Source organism: Deinococcus detaillensis (genome assembly GCF_007280555.1).
GTDB lineage: Bacteria > Deinococcota > Deinococci > Deinococcales > Deinococcaceae > Deinococcus > Deinococcus detaillensis.
In genome coordinates this window covers 220135-244234 of record NZ_VKDB01000003.1, presented here as the reverse complement: position 1 = coordinate 244234, position 24100 = coordinate 220135, and the positions used below count along the sequence as shown (strand labels likewise).

Below are 24100 nucleotides of genomic sequence, written 5' to 3'. Positions count from 1 at the left end.
CGAGCTTCATGCTAAAAGCTCCACCTCAACTGGCTCGCTCGGCTGCTCCCCAGCTTGCAGGCGCTCGGCGGCCAAAACGGTGTTCATGATCAGGTGGGCCACCGTCATCGGGCCGACGCCGCCGGGTACGGGCGTCAGCGCGGCGGCGACCTCGGCGACCTCGGGGTGAACGTCTCCGGCGAGCTTGGCTTTGCCGCTCTTGGTCTGCCCCACCCGGTTGACCCCCACATCGATAACGACTGCGCCGGGGCGGATCATCTCGGCGGTGATCAGGTGCGGGCTGCCGGCGGCCGCCACCACCATGTCGGCTTCGCGGGTCAGGGCCGCCAGATCAGGGGTGCGCGAGTGGGCGATGGTCACGGTGGCGTCGCGGGCCAGCAGCAGGGCCGCCAGCGGTTTGCCCACGATGTTGCTGCGCCCCACGATCACCACCCGCTGCCCAGCTACCGGCAGGCCGTAGTAATCGAGCAAGCGCACCACCCCAGCGGGGGTGCAGGGCGGCAAGGCGGCTGCGCCTGTCCAGAGCCGCCCCACATTGACCGGGTGAAAGCCGTCCACGTCTTTTTCGGGGCTGATGGCATTCAGGACACGCTCACTGTCAATCGAAGCGGGCAGCGGCAGCTGAACGAGTAAGCCGCTGACGGCGGGATCGGCATTCAGCCGCTCGATCAGAGAGAGGAGCTCGGCTTGGCTGGTGGCGCTCGGCAGGGCGTGAACGGTGCTGCCCAGTCCGACTTCCAGCGCCTTTTTTTCCTTGAGACTGACATAACTCACGCTGGCGGGGTCTTCGCCCAGCCGGATGACGTGCAGTTCGGGGCGGCGCGGCAAAGCTGCGGCCCGCGTCCGGGCTTCGTCTAGCAGCGCTTGGGCAGCGGGCGGGCCAGCCAAAATCATGGCGCTCAATGTTGTGGTTCGCCGCTGGGCTGGGCTTCCATGCTGCGCGACATGCCGCCCAGAACGCCGTTGACAAAGCGGCCCGAATCGTCGCCGCCGAACTTGCGGGCAATCCGCACGGCGCTCTCGATGATCGGCGGGTGGGCTTCGGCCGTGTGCTGCATTTCGAACACCGCCAGCCGCAGCACGTTGAGGTCGGTCTGGGCCATCTGCTCGAAGCTCCAACCGCGAATGGTGCGCTGGAGCAAGTCGTTGATCTCGGCGGCGCTGGCTTGGTAGCCGAAGGTCAACTCGTGGGCAAAGGAAAGCGCTTCGGGGTTGAGATGCACGTAGGTGTCGTCGCCCGAGAGCATCGCGCCCTCGCTGCGGGTGAAAACTTGCTGGAGGTCTAAGCCGCCCTGTCCAGCTTCGAACAGCACCCGGAAGGCAAATTCGCGGGCGGCGCGGCGGGTGCCCACCGGCTGAGCAGCGGCGCGTTCGCGGCGGGTCACGCGTTACCCGCTGAGGGAGCAGCCGCGCTCGGCACCGGCAAACTCAGATTTTGCACCGTGACATTGACCGCTTTGACTTTGAGGCCCGTCATCAGTTCGATGTTTTCTTGCAGGGCATTTTGGGCTTGCTGCGCCAGTTTGTGCAGGTTCTTGCCGTACTCGATATTGACGCCGACCTCTAGGCTCACGCTCTGGCCGTCGCGGGTGATTTTAAGCGCTCTGGGACGGCGCGAAGACGGCATTTCCCCTGCGCCGAGGCTGCCCAGCGAACCACTGAGCGACTCGCTCAACGCCTCGCCCAATTTGCCGGGGCGCGGCGTGGCGACGGCGATGCTCAGGCCCTCGATGCGCTCCAGGGTCGAGGTGGCGATGTCGGTCAGGACGTTTTTGCTGATTTCAAGTTCCATACTTCTCCCAGTCGTGCGCGGGGCGGCGAATTGTTATGCGGCGCGGAAGCGCTCACGGCTTCCAAGTTGCTGATTAGTTTAGCTCAAGGAAATAAACCTGACAGAGACTTCAGCACGCTGAGGAACCGCTCACGGCTGGCAACGCTGCTGGCCGTGTCGGTCACGACCAATCTGGCGCTGGCCGACCTGCCGAGCAACGTGGCCGTCCCCGCGCTCGCGGCGGGGCTGTCCCAAGACAGCGTGATCAATATCACCCAAGTGATTCCGGTAGACCGGAGCTTTCTGGATTCGCGGATTGGGCAACTGCCCGCAGAGTTGCTGCGGCGCGTCGAAGACGGTCTGCGGCTGATTCAAGGCTTTTGAGCAAACGGCTCACTCCAGCCCTGCCGCTCCCTTTTCCTCCAGCAGCGCCGCGAGGCCCGCTTCGTCCAGCACCGGAATCTCAAGTTCCTGAGCGCGGCTGAGTTTGCTTCCGGCATCCTCCCCCGCCACCAAGTAACTGGTTTTGCCGGTCACGCTGCCGGTCACGCGAGCGCCCCGCGCTTCGAGGGCGGCTTTCAGCACGTCGCGCGGGCGACTGAGACTGCCAGTCAGCACGAAGTTCAAGCCGGTGAGTTCCGCCGTGCGGCTTTCGGTTTCACTGACTTGCTGGCCCAGTCCGGCGGCGCGGAGTTTGGCGATCAAGCGTTGCAACCGCTCGGAAGCCAGTTCGGCGCTGACCCGCTGGGCCAGCACGCCGCCGAGTCCGGGCACCGCTTCGATGTGCTCGGGCGCGGCGGCTTCCAGCGCGGCCAGCGAACCGAAGGCGCGGGCCAGCGCTTTGGCGTTGCGGTCTCCGACGCCCGCCATGCCCAGCGCGTTGATTAAGCGCCACAGGGGTTTGGCTTTGCTTTCCGCGAGCTGCGCCAGTACGTTGGCGGCTTTTTTGTCGCCGCCGCGCTCCAGGCCGGAAAGTTGCTCGGCGGTGAGCGCATAAAAGTCGGCGGCGTCTTTGACCAGTCCAGTGTCTAGGAGCTGGCGGGTCAGCTTTTCGCCGATGCCGCGAATGTCCAGCGCACCGCGCGAGACGAAGTAGCGCAGCCCCTCATACAGCTTGGCCGGGCACTCGGGGTTGGTGCAGTAGCGGTTGGCGTCGCCTTCCTCACGCACGGCGGGAAAGGTGCAGATGGGGCACTCATCCGGAAACACGAACGGCACAGCTCCCTCCGGGCGCAGCTCTGGCAGCACCCGCACGATCTCGGGAATGACGCCGCCCGCTTTGCGAACCAGCACCGTGTCGCCAATGTGCAAATCGAGGTCACGGATAAAATCTTCGTTGTGCAGCGTGGCTTTGCTGACGGTGCTGCCTTCCAAGAGGCGCGGCGAAAGGTGGGCCAGCGGAGCCAGTTTGCCAGTGCGTCCCACATTGATGCTGACACTTTCCAAAATGGTCTGGGCTTCTTCTACTGGAAACTTATAAGCGATGGCCCATTTGGGTGCCCGACTGGTGAAGCCGGATTCAGACTGCAAATGCAGGTCATCGAGCTTGATGACGGTGCCGTCCACATCGAACGGCAAGTCGCCGCGCACCGCCAGCAAATCGGCGTGGTACTGCACCGCTTCTTCGATGCCCCGAACCTGCTTTGAATACTCGCTGACCGGAAAGCCACGCGCCCTGAGCCATTCCAGCACCTCCCACTGGGTCTTGGCTGGCACGCCGTCACGCTTGCCCAGCGCGTACAAAATAGCGCTGAGATTGCGCGAACGGGTTACGCTCGGGTCTTTTTGGCGCAGCGCTCCGGCGGCTCCGTTGCGGGGATTTTTGAGCGGCTGCGTGCCCAATTCCTCGGCCCGCTCGTTGAATGCGGCGAACTCCTCGCGGCTGAGGTACACTTCGCCGCGCACTTCCAGTTCGCCGGTCAGGCCTTCTAATTTCTGCGGCAAACCCGCGATGGTCAAGACCTGCGCAGTGACGATTTCGCCGGTCACACCGTTGCCACGCGTGGCGGCCCACTGAAGTTCGCCGTCAAGGTAGTACAAATTGACGCTCAGGCCATCAATTTTGAGTTCGCAGGTATACGCGAAGTCGGCGGCTTCCGGCGTGATATTGAGCGAGCGGGAGAGCTTGTCTTGAAAGCCGCGCAACTCCGCGTCGTCGAAGACATTGTCCAGACTGGTCATCGGGGTCGGGTGGTTAACGGGTTGAAAGGCGCTGCTGGGCAGTCCGCCGACGGCTTGGGCAGGCGAGGGCGCTTCAGTCAACCAATCGGGATGCTCGGCTTCCAGGGCGCGGGCCTCACGGGTCAGGGCGTCATAGTCATGGTCGGCAATTTCGGGCGCGTCCTGCTCGTGATAAAGGCGGTTGTGGCGGGCCAGTTCCTCCATCAGCCACAGGTAACGTTCAGACGGTAAGGTCGGGTCATCCTCCAAGTTCTTGTGCGGCGATTTTCTGTCCTGTGACAAATCTTGCGGGGGTGTTTGCCTTTCAGCGCTCATGGCCCAACCTTAGCATTCCGCGCTTTGCCCTGCTTCACGCTCCGCTTCCCGGTGCTCCCCCCACTGCGTGATTAAGGCTTCCTTTAGCTCTGCCGACTTTCGCGTATACTTTCTGTTCAAGAACACGCTCCGCTTGACGGCCACTCAAAACCGGACAAGCGTACCCATCAGGAGGACTACCGATGAATTTATCCAGAACGGCCTTGACCCTTTCCCTGCTCGCCCTCAGCAGCCTCTCGATTGGCAGCATGGCCGCCGCCCAAAGCGGTATCCGTGTCGGTCTGGCTTACGACGCGGGCGGCAAATTCGACAAGAGCTTTAACCAGTCGGCCTACGAAGGCTCGCAGCGTGCCGTGAAAGCGGGCGGCGTCTCGGTCAAGGATTTCGAGCCTTCCGATCCCAGCCAGACCGTGCAGGGCATTCGCGGCTTTGCCAAAGACGGCTTTGACCTGACCATCGCGGTGGGCTTTGCCAACAACGCCAGCATCACCCAGGTCGCCAAAGAAAACCCCGACCTCGCTTTCGGCTTGGTGGACGACGTATCGGACGCCAAAAACGTTCAGAGCATGACCTTCAAAGAGCAGGAAGGCAGCTTCTTGGTGGGCTACCTCGCCGGCCTCAACAGCTCGACCAGCGTGCTGGGCTTTATCGGTGGTCAAGACGTGCCGCTGATTCACAAATTTGAAGCCGGCTACATCGCCGGAGCCAAAGCCGCCAACCCTAAAATTAAAATCGTCAGCCAGTACGTCGGCACCACCCCCGACGCTTGGAACAACCCCGGCAAGGCCAAAGAAATCGCGGCCAGCATGCGGGCCAAGGGCGCAGATATTATCTTCGCCGCTGCCGGAGCTTCAGGCAAGGGCCTGCAAGACTACATCAAGCAGCAGCAGTGCCTCAAGGCCGCTCAGTTGCCCAAGGGCGTCACCTTCCAGTCCGATAACTTCAAAGCGGTGCCCAAAGCTGCCTCTTACACCTCGGCCTGCGCGGGCAACACCCGTCCGATGTTCTTTATCGGCGTGGACAGCAATCAAAACTACCTCGGCGATTTTGACGGCAACCCCAAAACGCTCAACCACGGCCTGACCAGCATGACCAAGCGGGTAGACAACGCCGTGTACGCCCTGATCATGGACGTCAAGACCGACAAGTTCAAAGGCGGCTCGCGCGTCTTTGGCCTCAAGGACGGCGGCGTGGGCTACTCGGTCGACGAATTCAACAGAGCGCTGATTTCCAGCGCCCAGGTCGCCAAAGTAGAAGCCATCAAAGCCAAAATCATCAGCGGCGCGATCAAGGTACCTTCGCAGTAAGCACGCGCCCAGTGGCCTTTTTCCGGTCTGAGCGTTCAAAGTGAGCTACACAGCAGAGAAAAGCTCAGCACAGAAAAAAGAGCCGTATTGAACTGGGCCGTATGAAAATCGTAAGTGGAGTGAGCGACAACGCTCGCTGCGTCGTCTAAACTCAGTCTTAAGGTCCCGCACGTTTCCCGTGAACGTGCGGGCCTCTTTGTTGGGCGAGCCAGGCTTGGGCCTGCCTTTAGCCTGGGCAGGGACGCTTTTCACTCAGGCCGCGTACCTTAGAGACTATGAACATTCCTTTTAGCCCCAAACAGAGCGGCGCAGCCTTGCCGGACGGCGTGACCAAACCCACCTGGGTGGTGGTGGACATCAGCGGGCCGCTGCCTGCCCGCCAGCCGAGCAACCCGATTGCCGCGCTGCTCAACCGCAGCGAAACGCTGGAATCTTTGGCTGCCAAGTTTGAAAAACTCAGCAAAGCCGAGTGGCTCCACGGCGTCCTCCTGCGCTTCGGCTCTTTTGAAGCCGACCTTGCCGGCGCCCACGCCTTGCGGGCCATGCTGCGGCGCTTGTCGGATCACAAACGCACCGTCAGCTACTTGCCCACCGTCACCAAAGCCAGTTTGCTGGCCGCTTCGGGCGCAGGCGAAGTAGTGGCCCCCGAATCGGCGGAATTCATGCTGCAGGGGTTCGGAGCCGAGATTACCTACCTCGGCGCATTCCTGAAAAAGCACGGCATCGACTTTGAAAATTTGCGGATCGGCGAATTCAAAAGCGCCCTGACCCGTTTTTCGCAAGATTACATGGACGACGCCCAGCGCCACCAAACGGCCGAGTTGCTGCGGGGCATGGAAGACGCCTGGGCCGCCGACCTGGCCGAGGCGCGGGGAGTCAGCGAAGGTGCGGTGCGCCAGTGGCTCAGCGAAGGTGTTTCGAGCGCGGCGCGGGCCCATGAACTCGGCATTCTCAGCAGCGTGGCCTACGAAGATGAACTGATCGGCCCGGCGGCGCGGCCCCTTTCGGCGGTGCTCGATTTGCTGATGCCGGAGCGCAGCAAGCGCGGTGAAGGCCGCATCGCTTTGGTGCCGGTGGTGGGCAACATCGTCACCGGCAAGTCGCGCAACAACCCGCTGCCGCTACCACTCCTCGGCGGCGCGATGGCCGGTTCAGATTCGGTGGTGGCCGCTCTCAAGCGGGCCAAAGAAGACAAACACACCAAAGCCATCGTGTTGTATGTGGATTCCGGCGGCGGCTCGGCGCTGGCCTCCGATTTGATTTGGCGCGAAGTGGCGACCAGCGAAAAGCCGGTGGTGGCGGTGATGGGCGCGGTGGCGGCGTCGGGCGGCTATTACGTGCTGGCCGCCGCCAAACATGTGATCGCCTCTCCCTACACCATCACCGGCAGCATCGGCGTGGTCACGGGCAAGCCGGTGCTGCGCGAGTTTAACCAGCGGCAAGGTTTTACGCCCGAGCGGGTGGAGCGCCAAGACAACGCCCTGATCTATTCGTCTGCCCAACCTTTTTCTGACACTGAGCGCACCGAACTTGAGCGCAGCATCGGCGAGGTGTACCAACGCTTCATTGGCCGCGTGGCCCAGGGGCGCAAGATCAGCGTGGAGCAGGTGGACAAGCTGGGGCGCGGGCGGGTCTGGAGCGGCGCAGACGCCCTCGGCGCGGGCCTCGTCGACGAACTCGGCGACCTCGCCACCGGCTTTCAGCGGGCGGCGGAATTGGCCGGTCTGAGTTACGGCGCTCCCGTCTGGACGGCCACCCCGCCCAACCGGGGGCCGCTGCCGGAATTTGCTCAGCAAGCGGCTGCGGTGAGCTTCAAGCCGCCGTTTCTGGGTGACGCCGCGTTGCTGTGGCTGGATTTGGGACTGCACATCAAGTAATCCTCTGGCCCGATTTCGACTCGGCCCAAATTTTGGCTCAGTTCAGTGTTGAGTGCTGCCGCTTGCACTTTGCCGCCCGCTGACCCAGCATGGAGCTTATGCCCACAAAATACGCCGGAGGCGACCAAGAACGGGCTGCCCTCGACGCCTACATCAAACTCTGGCGAGCGGCGCATTTGGTGGAGATGCAGGCCAACCGCCACCTCGCCCGCTTTGATTTGACTACCAGCCAATTTGGGGTGCTGGAAGCGGTTTATCATCTCGGCCCGCTGAGCCAGCAAGCGCTGGCCAAGAAGATTTTGCGCTCCAGTGGCAACCTGACCATGGTGATCGACAACCTCGAAAAAACCCAATTGGTGCGCCGTGAACGCAGCCAGCAAGATCGGCGGGTAATGATCGTGTCTCTTACCCCAGCCGGGCGCGAACTGATCGTGCAGGTGCTGCCGCCGCACGTGAGAGGCGTTGTGGGCGTGTTTGACTCCCTGAGTAGAGACGAGTTGGCCCAACTGTCCAGCCTGACCCGCAAGCTGGGCTTGGCCCTCAGCGCTGGCAAAGCGGGAACAGGTACAGCGCAAAAACCACCCAGAGAAAAGCAGGAAAAGCAGGCGAGCAAAGCGGAGGCCAAAGCGCTTAGGTCACTGACCGCATCGTAAGCTGCGGGTGTGACGAGGCCCGTCATTTCGGCAAGGTGGCAAGGTAGTGGAGCAGCTCGGCTTCCTCTGCTTCTCGGCTGCTTACCCGCCCCGCTCGGCGCAAGCCGCTGAGGTGGGCCAGCGCCTTTCCCACCTGTGGCCCGGCAGGAACGCCGAGGCCCAGCACGTCTTTGCCGGTCAGCGGAATATACGCGTCAGGCCGCAGCACGCCGCGCAAAGTCGCCTCGGCGCTGTCTGGAGAAACATATTCGTGATCCAGTGCCCGCCTTAGCAGCGCTGCCGGACGTGGCCCCAGGGCCAAACGGTCTTGCCAAGTGTGTTGCCCAACCACGTGTTGATCGGCCACGTGTTGATCGGCCATGCTGGACAAAAAGCCAGCTGCGTAGACCGCGTCACCGGGGCGCTGTGGCAGGGCGTCCAGCGCGGCGAGAACTGCGGGCGCTCCAGCGGGCAGCAGGGCAGCCGCGCCCCAGCTTTCCAGCCGCTTTATCACCTGACTCGGGCGCGGCTCCGAGAGCATCAAGCGCAGCTCGGCGTCTAAGCGGGGCGTCTGGGCAGCCACCGCGAGGGCTGAAGACACTTGGGCGAGCAACTGCGGCGAGGCGCTGAGCTTGAGCCGTGCCGAGAGGCGTGCGCCGCGAATCAGCCGTGAGGCGTCGTCGGTCAGCGAGTCGGGGTACAGCGGGCGCAGTTCCCGGTTAAGCAGATCTGCCAGGCCGCCCGCCGGATCGTGCAGTTCGGGCTTGGTTTGCCCTCCCGCCGCCTCGCCTATCACCAGCGCCAAAGCATTCAGCGAAAAGTCGCGGCGCAGAACATCTTGGCTGAGGGTGCCGGAATGCGGCAGCGGCGAAGCGCCCGCCTGCCCATAGCACTCGATGCGGGCGCTGACCAGATCGGCGGCGCGGCCATCCGGCAACGTCAGGGTGGCATTTTGATACGCCGGATGAAACAAAAACGGCAAGCCGGATTGACGGGCCAAGCTTTCCACATCGCCGCCTACCAGCACGATATCGAGGTCAATTGGCGCAAGGCCCAGCAGAGCGTCCCTGACCGCCCCGCCGACGAGAGCCAGCCTGCCACCCGAAACTTGCCCGCTGGAAACTTGAATGCTCAGCGCCGTAAGCAGCTCCCGGTCAGCGGCGCTGAGAGCCGACCAAACCCGCTCGGCCAATTCCGGCGCAGCGGGCGGAGCGAGGTCGGCAGGCAGCAGCACAGCGGCGAACCTTCTGGCGTGAGTAACGACAAGCGCGGGAAAGGACTGCAACGCGGCGCGGGCTTCGTCCAAGCGGGCCGAACTGTCCAATATGGGCGTGGCCTGAATCCGGTTTGGTTCACGGGGCGTCACCACACCCAAAACCTGTTCGCCGTCCAGCACCGCCAGCGCTTCCAAATGCCAAGCCCGCAGCAGCATCGCCGCCCCATCTAAAGTCTCCGGCGTCAAGCTGGGCGGCGGGGTTTTGGGCAAAAGCGGGCGGAGGTGATCTGACACGGCTTTAAGGTTTCACAACTTCCCAGAGGGAAGCAACTCGGCGGTGTTCAGTTGGGCGGTAAGGTCGTGAACGAGCTTTGATCCAGCGTAACCTCGACGCTGCGGGTCTTGCCGCCGCTTTCCACTTCCAACTTCACGCTGTCGCCCGCTTTTTTGCCGATATATGCCGCTTGCAAATCCCCGATACTGCTGACTGGATTGCCGTCGGCGCTCACGATCACGTCGCCGCCCACCGCGATTTGGCCGCCGCTCACCGAGCGAAGTTGCCCACCGCGCAGGCCCGCTTTGGCCGCAGGTGTGCCGGCGCTCACCTCCCCGATCAAAAATCCGCTCGGCGGCAAGTTGTATTGCTGGCGCAGTTGGCTGGGCACCGCGCTGAGATCAACCGGAATGCCCACCCTGCCGTTAGCGGTCGTTTGAAACGCCAGCAGACCCGGCCTCACGCCGATAGCGGGAGCCAGCACCAAGCCGCCACCCGCCGCTTTGAGGCGCTCCAGCAGGTTTTTGGCGGTGTTGATGGGAATGGCAAAGCCGATGCCCGCGCTTTGGCCCACGCCACTTTGCGCCCCGGCAGGGCTGATGATCTGGGTGTTGATCCCGATGACCCGCCCGGTACTGTCGAGGAGCGGCCCTCCGCTGTTGCCGGGGTTGATGGCCGCGTCGGTTTGAATGGCGTTTTGGGTAATGCCCTCACCGCCCGAATTGAAACCAATCGGAATCTGGCGGTCGACGCTGCTGACAATTCCCTCCGAGACGCTGAAATCAAAGCCGAAGGGAGCGCCCATCGCCACCGTTTTTTGGCCGACTTCGAGGGCGCTGCTATCGCCCAAAGGAATCGGCTTGATCAGGGCTTTGGGCATGTTCTTGGGGCGAATCAGCGCCAGATCGTACTGCGGCGCGAGGCCGATGATCTCGGCTTCCACCGGGACTTTTTGGTTTTGCACCCGCACTTTGATGGTGGCTCCCTGCACCTGCCCGCCCTCGGTGACAACGTGGTAGTTGGTCAGAATATCGCCGCTGTCGTCCACAAAAAAGCCGGAGCCGACGCCGGACTGCCCGCCGCCCATCTGCCCAAACGCATCCGGATTGGCCGGAGACTCGGTGGTGATATACACCAGCCCCGGCTCGTACTGCTTGATAATCGAGATAGTGTTGGCCTCGCTTACCAGCTTGGTGCCCTCGGCCCGCAGCGGCTGGGTGGCGTCGCCAGTAGAAGTGGTGGCAGAACTTGGCAGAGACGCAGTGCTGGCGCTGGTAGAGGGTGTGGTGGAGGTCGCCACCGTGTTCTGGGCGGTGTTCGTTTGGGAGCCGGAATTGAGAACCGCTTGGGCGCTCGGCAATACGCCGCGCCCGACGGTGGCTCCGATACCAATCCCAAGGGCAGCGGCCACGGCGGCGGTAATCAGGACAGTGTTGGTGCGGTTGGCCATAATGCCCTTATTAGAACCAGACCCCGTGAAAATGCGGCGCGTAACGCATGAGGAAACCGCTAAGCTGGCCCGCCCTCCCTCCCTTCGGAGAGCCTGAGGGTCAAAGCACTCTAAGGTGTGTGGTTTTTTACAAAAAAGGCGGCTGTCCCTAATAAAATGCTCAGGCCGTATAGCTTCACAGATGTCCATCTGCTACCTTAACGGCTAATGCTGGCCTACGTCATCAACCCCGGCTCCACCAGCACCAAATTGGCCCTGGCCGAAATCGAGCGCGGCGATAATCCCGCTTTGCCTTCGCTGCTGCGCCTCAAGCTCGACAAAACCGAGGTGATGCACTCGGCGCTGCTGTCTGGGCCGCTGGAACTCAGCGATTTGCAGGCCGATCTAATGACTGCCGCTGCCGATTGGCCCAAGCCCGACGCGGTGGTGGCCGCCTGCGGACTCATCGGGAACTTGCAGGCCGGAGCTTACCGGGTGACGCCCGAGCTGGCCGAGTGGCTGCTGACCCACCCGCACGGCGAATACACCAGCAATGTCGGCGCGGCATTGGCGCTGCATTTGGCCGAGTCGCGCGGCGTGCCCGCCTACGTCGTCGATCCGCCAGATGTTGACGAGTTGCGCCCCGAGGCCCGCGTGTCGGGGCTGGCGGGGGTGGAGCGCCTCAGCCGCCTGCACACCCTCAACGCCCGCTTGGTGGCCCGCCGCGCCGCCCACGAACAGGGGGTGCGCTTCCAAGACGCCCGCGTGGTGGTGGCCCACCTCGGCGGCAGCATCAGCGTCAGCGCTTTTGAAGGCGCGAAGATCGTCGACACGACAGGTGCGCGGCTCGACGAAGGCCCGTTTACCCCCAGCCGCGCCGGAACGCTGCCGATCCGCGCCCTGCTCGACGTCGCTTACAGCCGCCCGCGCAGCGACGCCGAAAAGCTGCTGCTCAGCGGAGCGGGCTTTTTGGGCCTCACTGGAACGGCGGATCTGCGCGAACTCGAGCGCCGCGAGAAAACCGAGAGCCGCGTTAAGCTGGCCGCCGACGCTTTCGCTTATCAGGTCGCCAAGAATATCGGAGCCTACAGCGCCGCTCTCAGCGCCCGCCCTCACGCGGTGGCGATTACCGGCGGAATTGCCCGCTGGGAAAGCGTGGTGGACCGCATCGAGCGCCAGATCGGATGGATCGCGCCGCTGACGGTGCTGCCCGGCGACTTGGAACTCGAAGCGTTGGCCGAGGGAATGGGCCGGGTGCTGCTGGGCCTAGAAACCGCCCAAGACTGGACACCTCCCGGCGCGGCCAGCGCAGCCGACTCCGCCTGATGGCCCGCTCGTCGCGCAAGCCGGGCAAACTCGGCAAAGAGCGCCCACACCCGATTCGCGCCACCAGCATGTGGCGGGTCGATCAGGTGTTTCTCAGCCGCAAGGGGCAGCGCGTAGAAGTGATTGCCAGCTTGGTCAACGATCAAGGCGGCCTGCGTAACCTCAGCACCATCGCTCCCACCGACGATCCGGCCGAAGCGGTGCGGCACGCGGCCCGACACATCGCCGGAATGGGCAACGTCTATGAAGCCCGCAACGCCCGCGTGCGCTGGACACGGGCACAGTCGGTAACGGCCCAAGACGAACTGATCCGCGACCTCGACTTGGAAGACGAGTTTTTGGATTCATTTTTGGAAACGCTGGACGTGATTCGGGATCAGATGAGTTGAGGAGCGGAGTGGGCTTGTCTCTCAGTTTTCTTTGGTATGGTGTTGCAGCGCGGCTTCGAGCAGTTGTGCCCGCTGCACCCGCCTTTGAAGGACGCTGAGTTGGTCTTCAATCCGTTGCCGTGCGGCGCTCACCTCACTCAGCAGCCGCTGCATACCGCTGGGGTCGGCGTCTTGAAAGAGTTCTTTGGCCAGTGCATGCTGACGGTCTTCTTCCACTGGCACCCAAACGGTATAGGAATTCAGGCGATTAAGCGGCGAACGGGCAGCGCCGCTTTGCTCGGGCAACAGCTCCCTGACCGTCACAGCCTGCTTGGTGACCCATACGCTCAGGCCGGTGGCAGATGGTTTATTGAAGGTTGCCGTTTGACCGCCGAGCCGCTGGAAGGTGCGCTGCGCCTGAATTTCTTCCAAGCTGAGGCCGAGATCGCGCCACTGCCGCACCGATTCCACCTGCGCGATGTTATGAAACCAAAAACGGAACTTGCCGCTGACCTCGTAAGGCGTAATCAGCCCCAAGCGCTGATAGTGCCGTACCGTCGACGGGGGCAATTCGACCAGCGCCGCAAAAGCCGAGATTCCAACGCCGGACGCCTGAGCAAAGGCCTGTACCGCCTGCGGCGAACCGCACAGCACCTCCAGCACAGCGGCAAATTGAGCGTCTTGGGTAAGGCGGCGGCGGTAAGTCGTCACCATCCGTCCAAATGCCTCAGCGCTGCGCGGCAAAGCGTGGCCCCTCACCGCCCGGCCCTAAGTTTGGAGCACACCGAAACGCTGCTCGAGCAAACCGTAGTCTTCCTGAAAATGCGACAGCACGCCGCCGAAGAGGGTATCAAAGGTCTCTTGGGGCCACTCGGTAAGGGTTGGATACAGCCCAACATATTCCAGCCAAACATTGCCGTCGCCGTCTACACTGCGGCTAAAGGCCAGCTCACGGTTGCGGGCGTTGAGAAAGGCCAAAACTTCTGCTTGGTGGGCGGCGTAAGTGGTTTGAGTGACGCAGGTGATCTCCAAGCGCGAGGTGTGATTTGAGCTGTCATTCACACTCAGCAACACGGTGGCGTCACCCATTTCAAAGCGCCAGCCCGTTCGCAAGAAGCGCTGATCATTCTGCTCTTTCAGATCAAAATTGACCTCACGTTCTTTGAGGTATTTGGCAATGGTGTCAAGGGTGAGCAGCGGGATATCGGTCATAGAACCTCCGGAGCCAGCATCACACATGAAGTCCACTTCACGTCAAGCCCCGCCGCCCACAACAGATAAAGAGCGCAAAGCCTCAACCGACTTCACGCTCCCCTGCGCCCTCAACTCAAAAAACAATCGGCTTGATGCCCACGCTGTTTGCACCGCACGAGACGGTCAGCACTTTGCCGTTGGGCGCGGAGGTGCAGCCCAGAGCGCCCAGCGCCGAGAAGGGCAAAATCAGATTCTTGCCGTCAGAGGCGGGCGCGAGCGGCAACGTCACTGCGCCGCCGCCGAGGGTGGCCGCCGCTTTACCTGCCGTAACCACCAGGGCGCTCTGGCCGCTGCGCTCCAATTTGAATTGACCTGCGCCCAGCGAGGTGATATTCACCAAGCCCTTCAAATCGCTGCCGAGCAAGTACGGCTCGCCCTTGACGGCTCCGGCGGGCATGGCGGGACGGCCCGTGCTGGGAGCGGTTGCAGCGGTGGCGGCGGGAGTATCCACCACCACCAGCGTTTCCTTGGCTGAGATCTCGGCCAGCAGCACCAGCGCTAAGGTTTTGCCGGTGTTGACGGCCAAACTGCTGGCCTTGCCCGACAGTTTCCACTCGCCTGCCCGGCTGCCGAGCTTGGCTTTGATGCTGGGGCGCAGTGTGGCGGCGGGGCTGGCGGCGTACAAGCACAGCGCTCCGGCACTGAGTTTGAGGGCTTTGGGGCAGCCCAACAAGCGGCCCGACACCACGGCGCTGACTTCAATGCCCAGCGCCGAGGCCGCGTTGCTCGGCACGCTCAGGCGCACCGGGCCTGTTGTTGCAGGCGCAGTCACAGGTGCGGGCGTCGCGGGAGCAGCAGGCGCGGGAACGGGGGCGGGGGCAGGCGCAGCAGTCTGCGCGGCGGCCAGCGAAGTGAGGGGAAGCGACAGCACCAAAGAGGCGGCCAACAGGGCCGAGGGGCGAAAAGCCTTCAACATGAAACGTATCCTAGCGGGAACACATGAGCGTGCTCTTTAGGCTTACGTCAGCTTGGATCAGATGACGGAGCGGTAATGAAGCGGCGGTCAGTCAACGCTACACTCGGCAGATGGCACTCAACAGCGGTTACGCTTACCGCGAGCAGATCGGCGGGCGGGCGCAGGGCCAGAACCTGCTGAGTTATTTGGCAGGGCGCTACCCGCATTCCACACCCGCAGAGTGGCAAGAGCGCTTGGAGCGCGGCGAAGTGCAACTGGACGGGCAGATCGCCAGCGGAGAAGAAACACTTCAGATTGGACAAATCTTAATCTGGCAGCGCCCGCCCTGGCAGGAAGACGCTGCGCCGCTGCACTTCGAGGTGCTTTATCAAGACGCCGCCGTGCTGGCCGTCACCAAGCCCAGCGGCCTGCCCACCTTGCCGGGTGGCGGATTTTTGGAACACACCCTGCTTCATCTGGTCCGCGCCGAGTTTCCGCAGGCCAGTCCGCTGCACCGCCTGGGGCGCGGCACGTCGGGCTTGGTGCTGTTTGCCCGCACCACCGCTGCCGCCGCAAGTTTGAGCCGCGCGTGGCGGGAGCAGCAGATCGGCAAACGCTATCTGGCTCTCTCAGCGGGCCACGCCGGGCAAGACGCCTACGACATCCGCACCCCGATTGGGCCGGTGCCGCACCCCCTGTTGGACGAAGTCTACGCGGCCAGTCCAGCGGGCAAAGCTTCCCGCAGCTTGGCAAGGGTTTTGGAAAGACGCGGAACGGCTGAACTCCAGACTCTCTTTGAAGTGGACATCCTGACCGGACGCCCGCACCAGATTCGGATTCATCTGGCCAGCATCGGGCTGCCGCTTCTGGGCGATCCGCTGTACGGCGTCGGCGGCTTGCCTCTCCCCCACTTGCCGGGGCTGCCCGGAGACGGCGGCTACTGGCTGCACGCCCACCGCCTGCGCTTCGTGCATCCGGTAAGCGGCGAGGTGCTGGAGATCACCGCGCCGCCGCCGCCCATTTTGCAAATTGGAGGTCAGCTCCCGCCTCAGCTTCCCGGCAGCGCAGGCCCGAACACCAGCGGCGGGTGATTCGGCGCGACTTTGGCGGCAAATTCGTTCAGGCCGAGTCGGTCTGGCGCTTCGAGGTGGTAGCGGAAATTCCAGAGGTAGTGCTGCACCACCCGCTCCGGCAAACCCAGAAGCTGGGCGTGGCGCTGGGCGACTTCTGCCAGATGTCCGATGCCGTGACGCCGTGCCACCCGCATGGCCTGAAGCAACTCGGCGGGCGGCGGCGCACTCTGGCGGTAAGCCCACACCGCGAATACGAAGGGATGGCCGGTCAGCTCAAACCACTTCTGGGCCAGATCGGTGACGGTCACGCCGCCCTTGTGGTGCGGCAGGGCGGTCATGCTGGTGGTCTCGGTCAGCGGGCCGACCACGCCGTACCATTCGCGCAGGGCGCTGTCACCGATTCTGAGCACGCCGTCGTAGCCTGCCGCCAGCAATTCCTGAGCCGTGCCCTCGGCGCGTTCCAAGCTGGGCGAGAGGCCACTTTCCCGCAGTAGCACTTCAAGTAAAGCTACGCTGGTGGCACTCTGGGCGGTCAGCGCTACTCGCTTAAGGCTCTCCCAGGGAACGCTGTGAAACAGATTGACGCTGTAGACGGGACCCAGCACCGCCACGCTGAAATCCGGCAGGGCGGCCAGCTGATCCGCGTTGCGAATAAACTCCACCGCGCTGATATTGGCGATGTCCACTCCACCCGAAAGCAGCGCCGCGTTCATCTGGGTGGGCACACCCGTCACAGCGCTGACTCCAGCGGGCAAGATCAAATCGTCCAGAATCGGGGCGACGTTGGTGTAGTGAATCCAGCCTGCGCGGTAAGGCGGCACGCGGCTGCTCAGCACGCTCAGGCTCCGGCCCCCACCGCCCGCTCCTCTTCGGCCTCAGCTCCCTGATTGATGTCCAGCGCCGCTCGCACGTCGGGGTAGCGCAGAATCTGAAAGTAGCTGTTGCGAATGGCGGGTTTAAATCCGGCGTCGTGGGCAATCCGGACGAGTTCGCGCACGGTGGCTTTGTGCCGCCCGCCGCCGCCCGCCGCCGACACCACGTTTTCTTCCAGCATGGTGCTGCCCAAATCCGACGCGCCGTAATACAGCGCCGCCTGAGCGACCTTGAAGCCCTGCGCGGGCCACGACGCCTGAATGTTGGGCTGGTTGTCGAGGGCGATGCGGGCAATGGCCAGTTGCTGCAAATATTCGTGCGCCGACGCGCCGGGCGCTTTGCCGTGCAGGCGGGTGTGCTCAGTCTGAAGGCTCCACATGGCGAACCCCGCAAAGCCGATGCCGTAGTCGTGCAGCGCTTTGTCCTGCTGATCGCGGATTTTAAGCAGATGGTTGGCCCGCTGGGCGTAGCTCTCGCCGAAGCCGATGACCATCGTCGAGATGGTGTACAGTCCCTTGCGCTGAGCGGCGTCGAGGATGCGGAACCAATCGTTGCTGCGAATGCGGGCGGGCGCGGCTTTGGCGCGGATGTCGTCTTCCAAGATTTCGCCGCCCGCTCCCGGCAGGCCGTCCAGACCCGCTTCGATGAGGGTATCGAGCAGGGTATCGAGGTCGAGGCCGAACGTCTTTTCCATAAACAGCACTTCTTCGGGGCTGAACGCTTCGATGCGGATGCTGGGGTGGTGCTTTTTGATGTGGCGCAGCAGATCGGTGTAATACTCCAGCGGCAATTCGGGATTGACTCCGCCCTGCATCAGGATGCGCGAGCCGCCCACCGCTTCAAGTTCTACGATCTTGTCTGAAATCTGCTGGAAATCGAGCGTGTAACTGTCTTTCTGACGCTTGGTGCGGTAGAAGGCGCAGAAGTTGCAGCCCACGTTGCAGATGTTGGTGTAGTTAATGTTGCGGTCAATCAAAAAGGTCACGGTATCGGCGTCGGTGCGCTGGAGCCGCAGACTGTGGGCCACCGCCGCCACATCGGGGAGGGGCAGCGAGTAGAGGGCGGTGATTTCGGAGTGGTCAAGCCGCTCTCCGCGCTCAGCCTTGGCGAGCAGGGCGGCGTCTTCTGGAGTCAGGCGCTTCATGAGGGCAGTTTATCACCGGAGCAGTGGGGAAAAGTCCCTGAAGGGTTACCGTTCATGGCTGTTCACGGCCCGTTCAGGGGGGCAAGTTCACAGTAGGCACAGAGCAGGAGGAGAGCAAACGAAAGTCTCCCCCCGCTTCCACCCACCGCCCGCCGAGCCGCCCCTTTTCATGACAAGGAGAAAACGCCATGACCAAGTTGATGACCGTCCAGACTCAGACCGCTCAGCCCCAAGTCACCCAACTCCAAATTCTTCAGCCGCTCACTGTCCGCGCGTTCCGGGGTGTTCAGGTGATGCTGCTCGCTGCCCTCGCCGCCAGCTCGCTCGGCAGCGCCTCCGCCCAGCCCCGCGCCGCAACCTTGGCCCAGCCGCTTCAGCAGATGCAGAGCATCAGGAATGTCCCGGTCACGGGCGCTCCCGTCAGGCCCGTCACGCCGCCGATTCAGGCGCTGCCAACGTATCCAAACCAGACGCCGCCTGACGGTTGTAGCTGGATCTACAGGAACGGCTGGCAGTTGGCCTGTAGAGAAATGATGAGTGCGTCCGGTGCGGTCATTTCCAGCGCTCTAGTCGTGGATGAGCAGCCGGGTACTTCCTCGGGAACGGCAAGCGTGCCGACTGGGCCGCAGGCTCTGCCGACGCTGCCCAGTTATACACCTGCCGGTTGTACTTGGGTCAGCAGAGGCTCATATGTGGGCGGCGGGGTGGTGATGGGCTGGATACTGGTATGCGGCCCAATCCAACCTCACTCGGGGCCTTTCGATTCCGATCCTAGAATCTGAGCGGCCGCGCCGAACTCTGGAAGCGAGTTGAGCAGGCCGTAGCCGACCAACTCCTCCCCTCTCCGACCGCTTTTCAGAAATGAACCCTCCGGTGGGGCCGAGTCAGGCCCCCATTGCTGGCTGACCGGTGCGCGACATCAGCACGTCCACTTCGGCCAAGTCCTGCGCAGCCTCAGCGCCCCCGCCCCCGCGATGGGTCAGCAGCTGCACCCGCAGCGGCCCGAACGAGCGCTCGGTGTTGAGGTCAGCCCGCGCTCCGCTCCTCACGCTGTTTTCCACCCAACTTTTGAGGGCGGGTAGGCGCTCGGAGCCGACACGAAAGCAGCTGCTGGCCGCCGCTGAACTGAGGCGGGCCATCAACTTGCCGATGGTGGCTCCGCTCTCCGTGAGGGCCACCGTGTTGCCGACAAAAGTCAGATGCACTTTGTCGGCGAGTTCTTTTTGCTGAGCGCTGGCTCCCAGCGTCAGGCTCCACTCGCCGCCGTAAGCGCTGGGCGTCAGGGCGTACCCGCGCTCACCGCGCATCAGCTGCTCAGCCGAGATGGGCCTGACGCCCTGAAACACCCCGTCGGCGTAAATGAGCTTGAGGTAATCCGCGCCGAGCGCTTCGGCTTGTGCCGAGAGCATTAGGGCGAGGTGGGGAGCGGGCGTCCACGGTTTCATACCTACAGTCTACGGGGCCAGCGCTTCAAAAGTTGCCGCACTTCCCTGCTGCATTTCCGCTTCACGCCCGCGCACCAATGGGAACAAGCGCGAGGTGTGCAAACCCCTTTTCAGTATTGATGGGCGTGAGAAAGGTAGAACAAAATTTACAGTGTTCGCCGTGGCGGGGTATCTAAACTTCACAGCCGCTATCTTAAGAGCACTTAAGCAGTTGAGGTGGTCGGTGAGGGAGAAGACAGCCATGAGCGATCAGCAAAGTACGCCCGCTCCAGTTTGGTCTTCTGACGACCTGCGGCGGCAAGCCGAAGAGCAGTTGCAAGCTCAACCCTCGCAGCACAGTGAAGCGAATTTTCAGCACCTCCGGCACGACTTTGAAGCGCAGCAGCACGAGCTTCAGGTGCATCAGGTGGAGTTGCTGCTGCAAAACGAAGAATTGCAGCGCAGCAACCAGGCCTTAGAGCTTGCCCGCGACAAGTACCAAGAACTCTACGACATGGCCCCCGTCGGCTATTTTTCGCTCGACAAGGGCGGGCATATCGTGGAAGTCAACGCGGCGGGCAGCGCCCAGCTCGGCCTCAGCCGCCAGCACCTGCTGGGCCGGCGCTTCTTGCTGTTTGTGGACGAATCCTCGCGCACCTCGCTGGCCACCCTCCTCAAGCGGCTGGGCAGCGGCGCGGCCAGCGGGCGGCTGGAACTCAGGCTGCTGCCGCAGGGCGCTAGGGGAGCAGGTACTGGGGCATTAAACACGGTGCCGCTCGAAGGCCAACTCGACGCTGTGCTGAGCAGCGGCGGCGATATCCGGCTGGCCGTCACCGACATCACGGCCCTCAAAGCCGCGCAGAGCACCATCTTGGCGCTCAATGACACTCTAGAAGCGCGGATCATGACCCGCACCGTGCAAGTCCAAGAACTCAACGAAGAGCTGGAACTGTTCGTGCAGTCCACCATGCAAGCACTTGACACGCCGCTGCGGCACATCAGCAGTTTCGCGGGCCTGCTCAAAAACGCGCCGCCCGCCGCCACGCCCGCACGCACAGCCGCCGCTTCCCCAGCGCCTAAAGACACCCAAACGGTGTATCCAGAAGCGCTGCGTGAGCATTACCTGCGGAAAATGGTTTCGGCTGCCGAGCACGTGCAGGTGCTGGCCGCAGCCCTGACCGAATACTTCCGGCTGGGGCGGCAGCGGGCGCGGTTTATTCCGGTGAGCTTGGAAAAAGTGCTGGCCGAAGTCAAGAAGTCGCTCGCGGGCGAGTTGGAAGGACGCCAAATCGTCTGGGAGCAGCACCGCTTGCCCACCGTCACGGGCGACAGCCGCACCTTGCAGCTCCTGTTTTTTCACTTGCTCGACAATGCCCTCAAATTCAGCGGAACCCGCTCCGAAGCCCACATCCGCATTGGCGTTTCCGAAAACAACACCGAATACATCATTTCGGTTCAAGACAACGGCGTCGGCTTTAACATGCGGCAAAAGTCGCGCTTGTTCGCGCTGTTTCAGCAGCTTCACACCCCGCGTCAGTTCGGGGGGCTAGGACTGGGGCTGGCGGTTGTCAGGCGGGTGGTGCTGCGGCACGGCGGGCGAGTTTGGGGCGAGGGCAAAGAAGGCGAAGGAGCCAGCTTTTGGGTGGCCCTGCCTAAAGAAGCGGGCGTCAGGAGATAAGCGCCGGAGCAACTGTCCGCTCTTTTTGCGCTCAGGTTTGTGGCGGTTGTTGCTTGGCCGAAAACTCTGGCGGCAGCGCTTCGAGCAGCAGCAAATAAAGCGGAGGCTGCGCCACCTCGGCGCTGACCGGCCAAGCGCTGAGCTTAAAGCGCTGGGCCTGCGACTCGCCCGACAGCGCCAGCTCCAGCGCTTCGGGTTTACGGCCAGCGATCACACTGTCCAGCAGCGCCTGAACGTCCTGGCTGCCAAATACGCCGTTCAAATCGGCCAGCAGCGTTTGCGGCTCGGCGTCGGGCAGCAAGCGGATCAGCGCCGGGTTGGCGGTCACGAGGCGGCTGTGCTGGTCAAAAACGATCACCGGATCGGGCAGACCTTCGAGCAGCGCCTGAGCGTAGCGGGCCGAGATCCGCACTTGAGCTTCAAGGTTTTTGACCACGTCGAGGTCGGTCAGGGCCACTACCACGCCGTCGATGAAGTTGTTGGCGGTGCGGTAAGGCGTAATTCTGAGCAGATGCCAGTGGGTGTCTTGGGTCTGGACTTGGGTTTCAAACGGCAGCAGGGTTTCCAGGACTTGCCCAATATCGCGCAGCACGTGAGGGTAATTCAGCTTGAGGTGAAAGTCGCTGATGGGCCGCCCGATGTCGCTGGGCAGCAGCCGGATGACACTGGCGAACTTGGGCGTAAAGCGCTTGATGCGTAGATCGTTGCCCAAAAAGAGGGTGGCGATTCCAGCGCTTTCCAGCAAGTTGTTCATGTCGTCATTGGTTTGGCCCAGCTCGGTAATCACCGCCTGATGCTCGCTGTTGGAGGTGATCAGTTCTTCATTGAGCGACTGCAATTCTTCTTTGGACGTCATCAGCTCTTCGTTGGTGCTTTTAAGTTCTTCGATGGTGGTTTGGTATTCCTCGTTGGTGCTTTTGAGTTCTTCCACCGAAATCAGCATTTCTTCGATATTGGCCTGCAAGGTTTCGCGGGTGTGTTGGAGTTCGCGGGTCAGGCTCTGAACTTGGTCAAGCTGGCCTGTTTCCAGGCTAAGCAGCTGGGCGGGGCCGGACTGTTCGCGGAAAATGATAATGACCAACCCCTGCTCGGGGCCGTGCAGTGGGCGCAGCGTAATGTCGAGCCCCACTGCCCTGCTGCCCACTGCGCCGCTCCCTTCTGAGCCGCCCTCGGTGAAAAATTGGTGATGCACCACCACCTCGCGCTGATCGCGCTGCACTTCGCGGATGCCGCCGGCCAAGTCGTAGCGCAGGCCGTCTTTGACCATTTCGAGGACGTTGTTGGTGCTGCCGGTGCCGCTGGGGAGTTGCAGGTAGCGCCCGGTTTGGCCGTTGACAAACAAAATGTCGCCCGAAGCGTTGATGACCACCGCCGGAGGCGCGTACTGCGAGAGCAAGACCCGCTGGGCCTGCTGCGACAAGGTGCGGTGCGGCAAGGCCAAGACGCCCTGAAACGGCGCGGCTCCCCGGCTCAGGCCGCCTGCGCCCCTCGGGGTCATTTGACCTGAGGGCAAGGGTCTGGCCGCTTCCGGCCCGCGCCGGTAAATCCGCCAGTGCGAGTCCAGCGCCGCGAAATGGTCACGCTGAGCGCCGAGCGTTTCGCTGGTGCCCAAAAACAGCAGGCCGCCGGGGTTGAGGGCGTAGTGAAACACCCCCAAGACCCGCTGCTGCAACTCGGCCCTGAAGTAGATCAGCATGTTGCGGCAGCACAGCAAATCGAGCCGGGTAAACGGCGGGTCGCTGAAGGTGTTGTGAAGAGCAAACACCACCGACTCGCGGATAAAACCCTGAATCTGGTAGCCTTCTTCGCTGCGCCGGAAATACTTTTGCAGGCGCTGGGCCGACACCACGTGGGCAATGCTGAGCGGATACACGCTCAAACGGGCCGCGTCGATGGCCTGCTGATCAATGTCGGTGGCAAAAATCTGGATATTGAGCGGTCTGCCCAACTCTTCTACCAATTCGTGCAAAATGATCGCCACCGAGTAGGCTTCCTCACCGCTGGCGCAGCCGGGTACCCACACCCGCAGGCTGCTCTGCGGCGGGTCGCGCAGCAGCAACATGCTCCGCAAATGTTCTTTGAGTTGCCCAAAGGCGTCGGGGTCGCGGAAAAAGCGGGTCACGTTGATGGTCAAATCTTGAAAGAGCGCTTCGGTTTCGCTGGGGCTGCCTTCGAGCATCCGCGAATACTCCGCGAAGGTTTGAATGCGCTGGCTTTTCATGCGGCGGTCGATTCGGCGCACCAGGGTAGACGGCTTGTAGCCGCTGAAGTCGTGCCCGGTGCGGGAGCGCACCAGCAGCAGCATGTTGTGGAGTTCGGTGGGTTCTGCTTCCAGATCGCGGCTGGTTAAGGGCGTCAGCGACTTGGCATTGACCCAGGTGTATAAGCGGGTGGCCAGTTCTTCGGCGGGAAGCACCGCGTCGGCCACCCCGGCAGTGACGGCGCTGAGAGGCATCGAGCCGAACTCCGCCGTGCTGGGGTCTTGCACCAGCACCCGCCCGCCCGCCTCCTTGATGGCCTGCGCTCCCGCCGTGCCGTCTTTGCCCATGCCCGACAACACGACGCACGCCGCCCGCTCACCCTGATCGGCAGCCAGGCTGACAAAAAAAGCGTCGATGGTGTGGCCTTTGGCCTGAGACAGCGCTTGAAGCTGCAATGTCCCGCCCCGCACCGCCACACTGAACCCCGGCGGAGCCACGTAGACCGAGTCGGCCTTTATCACGGTGCCGTCACGAACCGCTTCCACGTGCAGCACGGTGCAGCGCTGCAAGATTTCGGGCATCAGGCTTTCTTGGTGCGGGTCGAGGTGCGAGATCACCACGAAGGCCATTTGACTGCCCAGCGGCAAACCGACAAAAAAGCGCTCGTAGGCGTCAAGGGCTCCTGCCGAGCCGCCAATACCCACCACCAGCGCCAGAGGCGTTGGCCGCATGGAAGTGGAATCGGCGTCGGCGGTCGAACCGTTGGTTGTTTGTTCGGGGGGCTGTTCTGACATGGGTACTCTCCAAGGTGAGGTCTTGAGCGGCGCGGCGGCGGTTCCTGCGCTTTTCAGGTCGGCACATT

The 24100-nt window shown here is 62.8% G+C and carries 22 protein-coding genes; 9 read left to right on the top strand and 13 right to left on the bottom strand.

The window, feature by feature from the left end:
• Positions 1–6: 6 nt before the first annotated feature.
• Genes FNU79_RS05200 through FNU79_RS05190 form a run of 3 tightly spaced genes read right to left on the bottom strand, consistent with a single transcriptional unit; the run spans position 7 to position 1792 of the window.
• Entirely contained in the window at positions 7–894 is an 888-nt protein-coding gene (locus FNU79_RS05200) for a bifunctional 5,10-methylenetetrahydrofolate dehydrogenase/5,10-methenyltetrahydrofolate cyclohydrolase (RefSeq protein ID WP_143719824.1), read from the bottom strand.
• Positions 895–899: 5 nt separating this feature from the next.
• Entirely contained in the window at positions 900–1385 is a 486-nt protein-coding gene (gene nusB / locus FNU79_RS05195; protein WP_143719823.1) for a transcription antitermination factor NusB, read from the bottom strand.
• Positions 1382–1792 carry an Asp23/Gls24 family envelope stress response protein gene (locus FNU79_RS05190; protein WP_124872526.1) on the bottom strand — a complete coding sequence of 137 codons (411 nt, stop codon included), beginning with the start codon at positions 1790–1792 and terminating at the stop codon, positions 1382–1384. The genes nusB and FNU79_RS05190 overlap by 4 nt, the downstream gene beginning before the upstream one ends.
• Before the next feature lie 30 nt (positions 1793–1822).
• Here FNU79_RS05190 and FNU79_RS05185 point away from each other — a divergent pair, with 30 nt between their 5' ends.
• A complete protein-coding gene (locus FNU79_RS05185) occupies positions 1823–2155 on the top strand; it encodes a type II toxin-antitoxin system PemK/MazF family toxin (protein WP_143719822.1) in 333 nt (110 codons plus the stop codon).
• A 9-nt stretch (positions 2156–2164) separates the two neighbouring features.
• Here FNU79_RS05185 and ligA read toward each other — a convergent pair whose 3' ends face one another.
• Positions 2165–4156 (bottom strand): NAD-dependent DNA ligase LigA, encoded by a 1992-nt coding sequence (gene ligA / locus FNU79_RS05180; RefSeq protein WP_225429899.1) that lies wholly within the window; start codon positions 4154–4156, stop codon positions 2165–2167.
• Between the two features lie 293 nt (positions 4157–4449).
• On the opposite strand from ligA, the gene FNU79_RS05175 reads away from it, so the two are divergent.
• From FNU79_RS05175 to FNU79_RS05165, 3 genes are all read left to right on the top strand, one after another.
• Complete coding sequence (locus FNU79_RS05175; RefSeq protein ID WP_143719820.1) at positions 4450–5574, top strand: BMP family lipoprotein; 1125 nt, start codon at positions 4450–4452, stop codon at positions 5572–5574.
• 275 nt (positions 5575–5849) lie between these two features.
• Positions 5850–7451, top strand: coding sequence for a S49 family peptidase (locus FNU79_RS05170; RefSeq protein WP_143719819.1), 1602 nt, complete (start codon positions 5850–5852; stop codon positions 7449–7451).
• Positions 7452–7549: 98 nt separating this feature from the next.
• Complete coding sequence (locus FNU79_RS05165; RefSeq protein WP_143719818.1) at positions 7550–8104, top strand: MarR family winged helix-turn-helix transcriptional regulator; 555 nt, start codon at positions 7550–7552, stop codon at positions 8102–8104.
• 22 nt (positions 8105–8126) lie between these two features.
• Here FNU79_RS05165 and FNU79_RS05160 read toward each other — a convergent pair whose 3' ends face one another.
• On the bottom strand, positions 8127–9593 hold the full coding sequence (locus FNU79_RS05160; RefSeq protein ID WP_225429891.1) for a tRNA nucleotidyltransferase/poly(A) polymerase family protein: 1467 nt from the start codon (positions 9591–9593) through the stop codon (positions 8127–8129).
• Between the two features lie 47 nt (positions 9594–9640).
• Positions 9641–11023 (bottom strand): S1C family serine protease, encoded by a 1383-nt coding sequence (locus tag FNU79_RS05155; protein ID WP_143719817.1) that lies wholly within the window; start codon positions 11021–11023, stop codon positions 9641–9643.
• Positions 11024–11230: 207 nt separating this feature from the next.
• On the opposite strand from FNU79_RS05155, the gene FNU79_RS05150 reads away from it, so the two are divergent.
• Entirely contained in the window at positions 11231–12328 is a 1098-nt protein-coding gene (locus FNU79_RS05150; protein ID WP_143719816.1) for a butyrate kinase, read from the top strand.
• Positions 12328–12717 (top strand): hypothetical protein, encoded by a 390-nt coding sequence (locus FNU79_RS05145; RefSeq protein WP_124872510.1) that lies wholly within the window; start codon positions 12328–12330, stop codon positions 12715–12717. Before FNU79_RS05150 ends, FNU79_RS05145 begins: the two co-directional genes overlap by 1 nt.
• A gap of 21 nt (positions 12718–12738) precedes the next feature.
• Here the strand turns inward: FNU79_RS05145 and FNU79_RS05140 are convergent, their stop codons facing one another.
• From FNU79_RS05140 to FNU79_RS05130, 3 genes are all read right to left on the bottom strand, one after another.
• Positions 12739–13440 carry a MerR family transcriptional regulator gene (locus FNU79_RS05140; protein WP_143719815.1) on the bottom strand — a complete coding sequence of 234 codons (702 nt, stop codon included), beginning with the start codon at positions 13438–13440 and terminating at the stop codon, positions 12739–12741.
• A 24-nt stretch (positions 13441–13464) separates the two neighbouring features.
• Entirely contained in the window at positions 13465–13908 is a 444-nt protein-coding gene (locus tag FNU79_RS05135; RefSeq protein WP_143719814.1) for a YbjN domain-containing protein, read from the bottom strand.
• A gap of 115 nt (positions 13909–14023) precedes the next feature.
• The gene (locus FNU79_RS05130; protein WP_143719813.1) at positions 14024–14866 is read right to left on the bottom strand and encodes a hypothetical protein; all 843 of its coding nucleotides are present in this window, start codon (positions 14864–14866) and stop codon (positions 14024–14026) included.
• Between the two features lie 110 nt (positions 14867–14976).
• Between FNU79_RS05130 and FNU79_RS05125 the strand changes: the two genes are divergently transcribed.
• Positions 14977–15936: an RluA family pseudouridine synthase gene (locus FNU79_RS05125; RefSeq protein ID WP_143719812.1), complete on the top strand. Its 960-nt coding sequence runs from the start codon at positions 14977–14979 to the stop codon at positions 15934–15936.
• Here the strand turns inward: FNU79_RS05125 and FNU79_RS05120 are convergent.
• The gene (locus FNU79_RS05120; RefSeq protein WP_225429890.1) at positions 15894–16754 is read right to left on the bottom strand and encodes a menaquinone biosynthetic enzyme MqnA/MqnD family protein; all 861 of its coding nucleotides are present in this window, start codon (positions 16752–16754) and stop codon (positions 15894–15896) included. The genes FNU79_RS05125 and FNU79_RS05120 overlap by 43 nt on opposite strands.
• 2 nt (positions 16755–16756) lie before the next feature.
• Positions 16757–17935 carry a CofH family radical SAM protein gene (locus FNU79_RS05115; protein ID WP_143719810.1) on the bottom strand — a complete coding sequence of 393 codons (1179 nt, stop codon included), beginning with the start codon at positions 17933–17935 and terminating at the stop codon, positions 16757–16759.
• A 188-nt stretch (positions 17936–18123) separates the two neighbouring features.
• Between FNU79_RS05115 and FNU79_RS05110 the strand changes: the two genes are divergently transcribed.
• Positions 18124–18717, top strand: a complete 594-nt coding sequence (locus FNU79_RS05110) for a hypothetical protein (RefSeq protein WP_143719809.1) — start codon at positions 18124–18126, stop codon at positions 18715–18717.
• Positions 18718–18819: 102 nt separating this feature from the next.
• Here FNU79_RS05110 and FNU79_RS05105 read toward each other — a convergent pair whose 3' ends face one another.
• Positions 18820–19380 (bottom strand): hypothetical protein, encoded by a 561-nt coding sequence (locus tag FNU79_RS05105; RefSeq protein ID WP_143719808.1) that lies wholly within the window; start codon positions 19378–19380, stop codon positions 18820–18822.
• A gap of 241 nt (positions 19381–19621) precedes the next feature.
• On the opposite strand from FNU79_RS05105, the gene FNU79_RS05100 reads away from it, so the two are divergent.
• On the top strand, positions 19622–21037 hold the full coding sequence (locus FNU79_RS05100) for a sensor histidine kinase (protein WP_143719807.1): 1416 nt from the start codon (positions 19622–19624) through the stop codon (positions 21035–21037).
• A gap of 31 nt (positions 21038–21068) precedes the next feature.
• Here the strand turns inward: FNU79_RS05100 and FNU79_RS05095 are convergent, their stop codons facing one another.
• The gene (locus tag FNU79_RS05095) at positions 21069–24032 is read right to left on the bottom strand and encodes a CheR family methyltransferase (protein ID WP_143719806.1); all 2964 of its coding nucleotides are present in this window, start codon (positions 24030–24032) and stop codon (positions 21069–21071) included.
• Positions 24033–24100: the final 68 nt, after the last annotated feature.